At 72.3% G+C, this 10480-nt stretch carries 7 protein-coding genes; 5 read left to right on the forward strand and 2 right to left on the reverse strand.

The features are described from left to right. On the reverse strand, positions 1-643 hold a 643-nt coding region (locus K6I34_RS22180; protein WP_229328079.1), incomplete at its 3' end, for a sugar phosphate isomerase/epimerase. A 31-nt stretch (positions 644-674) separates the two neighbouring features. Between K6I34_RS22180 and K6I34_RS22185 the strand changes: the two genes are divergently transcribed. The 5 genes from K6I34_RS22185 to K6I34_RS22205 all read left to right on the forward strand — a co-directional run bounded on the left by K6I34_RS22185 (position 675) and on the right by K6I34_RS22205 (position 7938). Next, positions 675-1895 (forward strand): Gfo/Idh/MocA family protein, encoded by a 1221-nt coding sequence (locus K6I34_RS22185; protein ID WP_229328085.1) that lies wholly within the window; start codon positions 675-677, stop codon positions 1893-1895. Beyond that, positions 1892-3046: a dihydrodipicolinate synthase family protein gene (locus K6I34_RS22190; RefSeq protein WP_229328080.1), complete on the forward strand. Its 1155-nt coding sequence runs from the start codon at positions 1892-1894 to the stop codon at positions 3044-3046. Before K6I34_RS22185 ends, K6I34_RS22190 begins: the two co-directional genes overlap by 4 nt. Then, a complete protein-coding gene (locus K6I34_RS22195) occupies positions 3043-3918 on the forward strand; it encodes a sugar phosphate isomerase/epimerase (RefSeq protein ID WP_229328081.1) in 876 nt (291 codons plus the stop codon). The genes K6I34_RS22190 and K6I34_RS22195 overlap by 4 nt, the downstream gene beginning before the upstream one ends. Before the next feature lie 298 nt (positions 3919-4216). Continuing rightward, positions 4217-6454, forward strand: coding sequence for an ATP-dependent RecD-like DNA helicase (locus K6I34_RS22200; protein WP_229328082.1), 2238 nt, complete (start codon positions 4217-4219; stop codon positions 6452-6454). 200 nt (positions 6455-6654) lie between these two features. Next, complete coding sequence (locus K6I34_RS22205; RefSeq protein WP_229328083.1) at positions 6655-7938, forward strand: citrate synthase; 1284 nt, start codon at positions 6655-6657, stop codon at positions 7936-7938. A 559-nt stretch (positions 7939-8497) separates the two neighbouring features. Here K6I34_RS22205 and K6I34_RS22210 read toward each other — a convergent pair. Further along, the coding region (locus K6I34_RS22210; RefSeq protein ID WP_229328084.1) for a copper-translocating P-type ATPase at positions 8498-10480 on the reverse strand (1983 nt) is incomplete at its 5' end.

A 10480-nucleotide genomic window follows, 5' to 3' on the forward strand; every position in this document is an offset into this window, starting at 1 on the left:
GCGGCAGCACCCCCGCCCCCAGTGCCACCGGCGTGAGGTCGTCCGCCGAGGTCACGTCCTTGACCTGGACGTAGCCGAGGTGCGGCGCCAGCACAGGGAACGTGACCGACGGGTCCTCGCCGCCGAGCCACGTGTGGAGGACGTCCCACAGCGCGCCCACGTTCGGGTGGCCGACGGGGCCCAGGACGCGCGCCGCGTCCACGCCCCTGCGGTGCGAGTCGTGTGTTTCCAGCAGGACGTGCACGCCCAGGTCGGCCGCCAGCGGGGCCACCGCGCCCAGCCGCCGGGCGGCGACGGCGTCGGCCTCCTCGGTGGGGCGTTCGCCGCCGCCGGGGAAGACCCGCGCGTACCGCGCGCCGAGGTCGCCCGCGAGCCGGACGAGCGCGGCGAGGTCGTCGAGGACGGTGTCGTCCGGCGCGGGGGAGGCCACCTCGACGTACCCGGCGACAGCCAGCGGCGTGACGCCCGCGTCCGCGAACTCCCCGGCCGCCGCGGCTCTCCCGCGGGCGTCCGTCCCGGGGTGCAGGGGCTCCTCCGGATGGGCCCGTAGTTCGACGCCGTCGTAGCCGTGCGCACGGGCGAGCCGCACCACTTCGGGGACGGGCAGACCGGGCACGCCGAGCGTGGAGAAGGCGAGTTTCATGGGGAGCGCGTTCCCCGCTGCCGTACGGGAAATGCTTCCGGTACGGCAGAAGGGGGTGAGCGGTACGGAAACCGGAAGCGGGACCAGAACCCTGCGGATCGCCATGAACGGCGTCACCGGCCGCATGGGGCACCACCAGCACCTCGTCCGTTCCGTGCTCGCCCTGCGCGAGCAGGGCGGCATCGACGTCGGTGACGGCACCGGCACCAGGCTGTGGCCCGAGCCGGTCCTCGTGGGCCGCAGCGCGGACAGACTCCGGGCGCTCGCCCAGCGGTACGGGCTGGACGCCTGGAGCACCGATCTCGACACCGTCTTGTCCGACCCGGCGGTCGACGTCTACTTCGACGCACAGCACACCGCGGCGCGGGAAAGCGCCCTGCACAAGGCCATCGCGGCGGGCAAGCACGTCTATTGCGAGAAGCCGACGGCACTCGACCACGGCGGCGCCCTCGTCCTCCACCAGCAGGCCGTCGCGGCGGGCGTGAAACACGGGGTCGTCCAGGACAAGCTGTTCCTCCCGGGCATCCGCAAGCTCAAGCGGCTGCTGGACAGCGGCTTCTTCGGCCGGGTGCTGTCCGTGCGCGGGGAGTTCGGCTACTGGGTGTTCGAGGGCGACGGGCAGCCCGCGCAGCGCCCCTCCTGGAACTACAGGGACGACGACTGCGGCATCACCGCCGACATGTTCCCGCACTGGGAGTACGTCCTGCGCGAGCTGTTCGGCCCTGTCACGTCCGTACAGGCACATCTGGCCACCCACATTCCGCGCCGCTGGGACGAGCAGGGCAAGCCGTACGAGGCACGGGCCGACGACGCCGTCTACGCGATCCTCGAACTGGAGGGCGGCGTCGTCGCGCAGCTCAACTCCTCCTGGGCGGTGCGGGTGCACAGGGACGAGCTGCTGGAGTTCCAGGTGGACGGAACGGAGGGCTCCGCCGTCGCCGGGCTGCGGCACTGCCGCGTACAGCACCGTGCGACCACCCCGCGTCCCGTGTGGAACCCCGATGTTCCCTCTGCCGACGATTTTCGCGCCCAGTGGCAGGAGGTGCCGGACAACGAGGAGTTCGGGAACGCCTTCAAGGCCCAGTGGGAGCTCTTCCTGCGGCACGTGGCCCTGGACGAGCCCTGGCGCTTCGGGCTGGACGCGGGCGCGCGGGGCGTGCGGCTCGGGCTCCTCGCCCGGACGTCCGCGCGGACCGGCCGCAGGCAGTACGCCGATCCGCTCGCCGACCCGTCGGCATGGGAACGGCCGTGATCCGCCTGCCCGACGCCTCCGGGGCGCTGCGCGCGTACACGCCCTGTACGCGTCCCCTGGAGCTCGGCAGGGGCGGGCCACCGGTCTCGCGCACGGTGTTCGCCGCCGCGCACGTCGTGGCCGACCCGTTCGGCAACACCACGCCGTACGGGCCCGCCGACCTCGACTGGGGCGCGACCCTGGCCTTCCGCCGTCATCTGTGGGCGCACGGTCTGGCGGTCGCCGAGGCGATGGACACGGCGCAGCGCGGCGCGGGCCTGGACTGGCCGCAGGCCGCCGAGCTGATCCGGCGCTCCGCCGCGGAGGCGCGGGCCGTCGGCGGCCGTATCGCCTGCGGCGCGGGCACGGACCACCTCGCGCCGCCGTACGGCACCCTGGCGGACGTCACGGCCGCGTACGAGGAGCAGCTCGCCCTGGTGGAGGCGCAGGGCGCGCAGCCGGTCCTGCTGGCCTCCCGCGCGCTCGCCGCCGTGGCCGCCGGGCCTGACGCGTACCGCGAGGTCTACGGGCGGCTGCTGCGGCAGTCGGCCCGGCCCGTGATCCTGCACTGGCTCGGGCCGATGTTCGACCCGGCCCTGGAGGGGTACTGGGGGAGCGCGGATCCCGACGTGGCGGCCGGGACGCTGCTGGACATCGTCGCCGACCGCCCGGACAAGGTCGACGGGGTGAAGGTGTCGCTGCTGGACGCGGCACGTGAGCGGGGACTGCGCGCGCGGCTGCCCGCGGGAGTCCGCTGCTACACGGGTGACGACCTGAACTACCCCGGGCTGATCGAAGGGGACACCGACGGCCACAGCGACGCTCTGCTGGGTGTTTTCGACCCACTGGGGCCGCTGGCCGCGCATGCCGTGCGCAGGCTGGACGCGGGCGACCGGCGGGGCTTCCGGGAGCTGCTGGAACCGGCCGTGCCGCTGTCCCGGCACCTTTTCGAGCCTCCTACGCGCGCGTACCGCGCGGGTGTCGTCCTGCTGGCCTGGCTGGCGGGCCACCAGGACCACTTCACGATGGCGGGCGGGCTGCACGCCGCGCGCTCCCTGCCGCACCTGGCGCGCGCCTACGAACTGGCCGACGGTCTGGGGCTGTTCCCCGACCCGGAGCTCGCCGAGGCCCGTATGGCACGGCTGCTGGCCCTGCACGGGGTGACGCCGTGACGGGCCCCGGTGCCGAGGCCGGCCTCGCGCGGTTCAGCCTCAATCAGCAGACTGTGCGGCAGTGGTCCCTGCCCGAGCTCGTGGCGGGCTGTGCGGCGGCCGGGGTGCGGTGGGTCGGGCTGTGGCGGGAGCCCGTCCGCGCGTACGGGACGGAGGCGGCGGCGCGGCTGGTGCGCGACGCCGGACTGGCCGTCAGCAGCCTGTGCCGCGGGGGATTCCTGACCGCCGCGGACGCCGCCGGGCGGGCCGCTGCGCTGGCCGACAACAAGGCGGCCGTCCGGGAGGCGGCCGCGCTCGGCACCGGCACGCTTGTCCTGGTCTCGGGCGGGCTGCCCCCGGGCAGCCGTGATCTGTGCGGGGCGCGCGAGCGGATCGCGGACGCCCTCGCCGAGCTCGGCCCGTACGCGGCGGGGCACGGGGTCCGGCTCGCCGTCGAGCCGCTGCATCCGATGTACGCGGCCGACCGCTGCGTCGTGTCGACCCTCCGTCAGGCCCTCGACCTGGCCGAACGGTTCCCCTTCGAACAGGTGGGCGTGGCGGTCGACAGCTATCACCTCTGGTGGGACGACGACGCGCTGGACGGCCAGCTCGCCCGTGCCGGGGCGGCCGGCCGGATCGCGGCCTGCCAGCTCGCCGACTGGGTCACCCCGCTGCCGGAAGGGGTGCTGCTCGGGCGGGGCCAGCTCGGGGACGGCTGTGTGGACCTGAGGGCGTTCCTGGCGCGGGTCGACGCCGTCGGGTACCGGGGGCCGGTCGAGGCGGAGATCTTCAATCCGGGGCTGTGGGCGCGGGACGGCACCGCGGTCCTGACGGAGGTCCTGGACCGCTACCAGCGGTATGTCTTGGGGGTACCCGCGGTAACGGGCTTCTGATCGTTCCCGGATTTGATAACGGAACGATAACTCCTTGAAGAGGGTGCAACCCTTTCGCTGTGCGGAGGGTCGTACCAGTCACGGGCTTCCTGGGGAGGGATCCGGGGGGATTTCGGAGGAAGCCGGTATTACAGGGGGGAGCCCGAGGGGCCCGGTCGTCGGACCGGGCCCCTCGGCATGTCCCCGGCATATCCCGGGCTCCCGTCCCCGGAGTCCTGCCGAGGCTTTTCACCTGCGGGTACGGGGAGTTATCCACAGGCCCCGAACGGCTGTCGCAGCCGGGCGGTACCTTCGGGGCATGGCGAACATGGCAGTGGTGGAAGGGGTCCTGGAGCGGATCACCTACGCCAACGAGGAGAGCGGCTACACCGTCGCCCGGGTCGACACCGGCCGCGGCAGCGGTGACCTCCTCACGGTCGTCGGCGCGCTGCTCGGCGCCCAGCCGGGGGAGTCGCTGCGGATGGAGGGCCGCTGGGGCTCCCACCCGCAGTACGGCCGCCAGTTCACCGTGGAGAACTACCGGACGCTCCTGCCCGCCACCGTCCAGGGCATCCGCCGCTACCTCGGCTCGGGCCTGATCAAGGGGATCGGCCCGCGCATCGCCGACCGGATCACCGAGCACTTCGGCACCGCCACCCTGGAGGTCATCGAGAAGGAGCCCGGGCGCCTGATCGAGGTGCCCGGCCTGGGGCCCAAGCGCACGAAGATGATCGGTGCCGCCTGGGAGGAGCAGAAGGCCATCAAGGAGGTCATGGTCTTCCTGCAGGGCGTCGGCGTCTCCACCTCCATCGCCGTGCGCATCTACAAGAAGTACGGCGACGCCTCCATCTCCGTGACCCGCAATCAGCCCTACCGGCTCGCCGCCGACGTCTGGGGCATCGGCTTCCTGACCGCCGACCGCATCGCCCAGGCCGTCGGCATCCCGCACGACAGCCCGGAGCGCGTCAAGGCCGGTCTGCAGTACGCCCTTTCCCAGTCCACCGACCAGGGGCACTGCTTCCTCCCCGAGGAGCGGCTCATCGCGGACGCGGTCAAGCTGCTCCAGGTGGACACCGGGCTCGTCATCGACTGCCTCGGCGAACTGGCCGCCGACGAGGAGGGCGTGGTCCGCGAGCGCGTCCCCGGCCCGGACGGCGAGCCCGTCACCGCCGTCTATCTGATCCCCTTCCACCGGGCCGAACTCTCCCTCGCCGCCCAGATCGGGCGGCTGCTGCGGACGGAGGAGGACCGGCTGGCCGCCTTCCAGGACGTCGACTGGGACAAGGCCCTGTCCTGGCTCGCCGGGCGCACCGGCGCCGAGCTCGCCCCCGAGCAGCAACAGGCCGTCAGGCTGGCGCTCTCCAGCCGGGTCGCGGTCCTCACCGGCGGCCCCGGCTGCGGCAAGTCCTTCACCGTGCGGTCGGTCGTGGAGCTGGCCCGTGCCAAGAAGGCCAAGGTCGTGCTCGCCGCCCCCACGGGCCGGGCCGCCAAGCGGCTCTCCGAGCTCACCGGCGCCGAGGCGTCCACCGTGCACCGCCTCCTGGAGCTCAAGCCCGGCGGCGACGCCGCGTACGACCGGGACCGGCCGCTGGACGCCGACCTGGTCGTCGTCGACGAGGCGTCGATGCTCGACCTGCTGCTGGCCAACAAGCTCGTCAAGGCCGTGCCGCCGGGAGCCCACTTGCTGCTCGTCGGCGACGTGGACCAGCTGCCGTCCGTCGGCGCGGGCGAGGTGCTGCGCGACCTCCTCGCCCCCGGCAGCCCCGTGCCCGCCGTGCGGCTCACCCGGATCTTCCGGCAGGCGCAGCAGTCCGGCGTGGTCACCAACGCACACCGCATCAATTCCGGCGCCCAGCCCATCACTCAGGGGCTGCCGGACTTCTTCCTCTTCGCCGAGGAGGACACCGAGGCGGCGGGCAGGCTCACCGTGGAGGTGGCCGCGCGGCGCATCCCCGCGAAGTTCGGCCTGGACCCCCGGCGGGACATCCAGGTGCTGGCCCCCATGCACCGCGGACCGGCGGGCGCGGGCACCCTCAACGGGCTGCTCCAGCAGGCGATCACGCCCGCCCGCCCCGACCTGCCGGAGCGCCGTTTCGGCGGCCGGGTCTTCCGTGTCGGCGACAAGGTCACCCAGATCCGCAACAACTACGAGAAGGGCGCGAACGGCGTCTTCAACGGCACCGTCGGCGTGGTCACCGCCCTGGACGCCGTCGAGCAGAAGCTCACCGTGCGCACCGACGAGGACGAGGAGGTCGACTACGACTTCGACGAACTGGACGAACTCGCCCACGCCTACGCGGTGACCATCCATCGCTCGCAGGGCAGCGAGTACCCCGCGGTGGTGATCCCGGTCACCACCGGGGCCTGGATGATGCTTCAGCGCAATCTCCTCTATACCGCCGTAACCCGGGCGAAACGCCTGGTGGTGCTGGTGGGCTCGCGCAAGGCCCTCGGACAGGCCGTACGCACGGTGTCGGCGGGGCGCCGGTGCACCGCGCTGGACCACCGGCTCGGCGGTGGCCCGCGGCCCGCCGGGGACGGTCCGGAGGGTGGCTAGAGGGCCGGGGGAAGGTGGCGTTCGTCTCCAGACGGTTTACCAACCGGGAGGAACGGGGCAGTATGGCGAGGCTGGGCGGCACTGAGTGCCGTCTTTAGGCCCTATGGCCGACCCCGAGTGCACGTGCATCGTCCAAATGGGGGAAGGTAGGGGTAGTCAGGGCACCTCGAAGAAGAGGCACAACGTCGGTGAGGGATGACGTGAGCGACAACTCTGTAGTACTGCGGTACGGGGACAGTGAGTACACCTACCCGGTGGTCGACAGCACCGTCGGCGACAAGGGCTTCGATATCGGCAAGCTCCGCGCCCAGACCGGTCTGGTGACCCTCGACTCCGGTTACGGCAACACCGCCGCGTACAAATCCGCGATCACCTACCTCGACGGCGAGCAGGGCATCCTGCGCTACCGCGGCTACCCGATCGAGCAGCTGGCCGAGCGCAGCTCCTTCCTGGAGACGGCCTTCCTGCTGATCAACGGTGAGCTGCCGAGCACCGAGGAGCTCGCCACCTTCCAGGGCGAGATCACCCAGCACACCCTGCTGCACGAGGACGTCAAGCGGTTCTTCGACGGCTTCCCGCGTGACGCCCACCCGATGGCCATGCTGTCGTCCGTGGTCAGCGCGCTGTCCACCTTCTACCAGGACAGCCACAACCCGTTCGACGAGAAGCAGCGCCACCTCTCGACGATCCGGCTGCTCGCCAAGCTGCCGACGATCGCCGCGTACGCGTACAAGAAGTCGATCGGCCACCCGATCGTCTACCCGCGCAACGACCTCGGCTACGTCGAGAACTTCCTGCGCATGACCTTCTCGGTGCCCGCCGCCGAGTTCGAGCTGGACCCCGTCGTCGTCAGCGCCCTGGACAAGCTGCTGATCCTGCACGCGGACCACGAGCAGAACTGTTCGACCTCGACCGTGCGTCTGGTCGGCTCCTCGCAGGCCAACCTCTTCGCGTCGATCTCCGCGGGCATCAACGCCCTGTGGGGCCCCCTGCACGGCGGTGCCAACCAGGCCGTCCTGGAGATGCTGGAGGGCATCCAGGCCGCCGGTGGCGACGTCGACGCCTTCATCCGCAAGGTGAAGAACAAGGAGGACGGCGTCCGGCTGATGGGCTTCGGCCACCGCGTCTACAAGAGCTTCGACCCCCGGGCGAAGATCATCAAGGCGGCGGCGCACGATGTCCTCTCCGCGCTCGGCAAGTCCGACGAGCTGCTGGACATCGCGCTGAAGCTGGAGGAGCACGCGCTCTCCGACGACTACTTCGTCTCGCGCAACCTCTACCCGAACGTGGACTTCTACACGGGTCTGATCTACCGGGCCATGGGCTTCCCGAGCGAGATGTTCACCGTGCTCTTCGCGCTCGGCCGGCTCCCCGGCTGGATCGCCCAGTGGCACGAGATGATCAAGGAGCCGGGTTCCCGCATCGGCCGCCCGCGCCAGATCTACACGGGCGTCGTCGAGCGCGACCTGCCCGAGCGGGCCTGATGCCGTAGCGGCACCGCCTGAGGCATGGGAAAGGGCGCACCCCGAGGGGTGCGCCCTTTCCCATGCCCATGTGCCGTCTGTCGTGAACGAGGCATGTCGTGAAGGCCTGTCGTGAACGCAGCGAAAAGCGCCCCGCTGCCGATCCCCCCACGGGTCGGAGCGGGGCGCTTTCCTGTATCCCGGTACGGATTCCCCCCACGGGATCCGGCCGGGAGCCGCGGTGCGCGGAGCCGACGCGATCTGCCGGGACGCGTACCGACGGGAGGGCCGCTCAAAGCTCCCCGGTGTACGTGCCCCGGCCACGCGTGGCCGGTACCGTCCCCCAAGACGATCCAGCACTGCCTGGTTAGACCCACGACCCCCCGCAATGGTTACCTTGTTTTCGCTGTGATCTAGGTCTCCGGCCATAACTGGACATAAAAGGGCAAGGGGCTAAATGTGTGGGTGTTGTGTCGCTTATGTGGACGACATGCGAATGAATGAAGCCCGGATGGAATGATTCCGGCCGAGTTCGACCGGACCTCCGGCTAGGCCTCCGGCCGGGCCTTCGGCCGGGTCTTCAGGTGAACCGGCGCAGCCGCAGGCTGTTGGTCACGACGAACACCGAGGAGAACGCCATCGCGGCCCCGGCGATCATCGGGTTGAGCAGCCCGGCCGCCGCGAGCGGGAGGGCGGCGACGTTGTAGCCGAACGCCCAGAAGAGGTTGCCCTTGATGGTGGCCAGGGTCCGGCGCGCGAGCCGGATCGCGTCCGCCGCCACCCTCAGGTCGCCCCGGACGAGGGTGAGGTCGCCCGCCTCCATGGCGGCGTCCGTGCCGGTGCCCATGGCCAGCCCCAGGTCGGCGGTGGCCAGGGCGGCCGCGTCGTTGACGCCGTCGCCCACCATCGCGACCGTGCGGCCCTCGCCCTGGAGCCGCCGGACCACGGCCACCTTGTCCTGCGGCAGCACCTCGGCGATCACCTCGTCGATGCCGACCGCGCGGGCGACGGACTCCGCGACGGCCCGGTGGTCGCCGGTCAGCAGCACGGGCCGCAGGCCCAGCGCCCGCAGTTCCGCCACCGCCTCCGCGCTGGTCTCCTTGACCGTGTCGGCGACCGAGACGACACCGCGTGCCGCCCCGTCCCAGGCGACCGCCACCGCCGTGCGGCCCCCGGCGCGCGCGGCGGTCAGGGCCTCCGCCAGCCGGGCGGGCAGCTCGATCCCCGCCTCGCTCAGCAGCGCCTCCCGGCCCACCAGCACCTCGTGCCCCTCGACCAGGCCGCGGACGCCGAGGCCGGGTACGTTCTCGAAGTGCTCGGCGGCGGGCAGCTCGCCCGTGCGTTCGGCGGCACCGGCGGCGACGGCCTGTGCCACGGGGTGCTCGGAGGAGTGCTCCAGGGCCCCCGCGTACCGCAGGAGTTCGCGCGCGTCCGTGCCCTCCGCCGGGACCGTGTCGTGCAGGCCCATCCGGCCCGTCGTGACCGTCCCCGTCTTGTCCAGCACGACCGTGTCCACCCGCCGGGTGGACTCCAGCACCTCCGGCCCCTTGATCAGGATGCCGAGCTGGGCGCCCCGGCCCGTACCGACCATGAGCGCGGTCGGCGTGGCCAGGCCCAGGGCGCACGGGCAAGCGATGATCAGTACGGCCACGGCGGCGGTGAACGCGGCCGTGACGTCACCGGTGGCCGCCAGCCAGACGGCCAGCGTGCCGAGGGCGATCAGCAGGACCACGGGCACGAAGACCCCGGAGATCCGGTCGGCGAGGCGCTGCACCTCCGCCTTGCCGTTCTGCGCGTCCTCCACGAGCCGCGCCATCCGCGCGAGCTGTGTGTCCGCGCCCACCCGGGCGGCCTCGACGACCAGCCGCCCCGAGACATTGACGGTCGCCCCGGCCACGGCGTCGCCCACGGCCACGTCCACCGGCACCGACTCGCCGGTGAGCATCGACGCGTCCACGGCGGAGGAACCCTCGGTCACCGTGCCGTCCGTGGCGATCTTCTCCCCGGGGCGGACGACGAAACGGTCGCCGACCGCCAGCCGGGCGACCGGTACGCGTACCTCGCGGCCGTCGCGCAGTACGGCCACGTCCTTGGCGCCCAGCTCCAGCAGCGCCCGCAGCGCGGCGCCCGCCTTCCGCTTGGACCGGGCCTCCAGCCAGCGCCCGGCCAGGAGGAACACCGTCACCCCGGCCGCCGCCTCCAGGTAGATCTGTGACGCGCCGTCGGCGCGGGAGACGGTGAGGGTGAACGCGTGCCGCATGTGGGGCATCCCGGCCGTGCCCAGGAACAGGGCCCACAGGGACCAGCCGAACGCGGCCAGCGTGCCGATCGAGACCAGGGTGTCCATGGTGGCTGCGCCGTGCCGGGCGTTGGTCCAGGCCGCCTTGTGGAAGGGGAACCCGCCCCAGACCACGACGGGCGCGGCCAGGACCAGCGAGAGCCACTGCCAGTTGTCGAACTGGAGCGCGGGGACCATGGACAGCAGGACGACCGGCACCGCCAGCGCGCCGCTGACCAGCAGCCGCCGGCGCAGTGCCGCGGCCTCCCCGCCGCCCTCGGGCTC

It is taken from the genome of Streptomyces sp. UNOC14_S4 (genome assembly GCF_020740835.1).
Classification (GTDB): Bacteria; Actinomycetota; Actinomycetes; order Streptomycetales; family Streptomycetaceae; genus Streptomyces.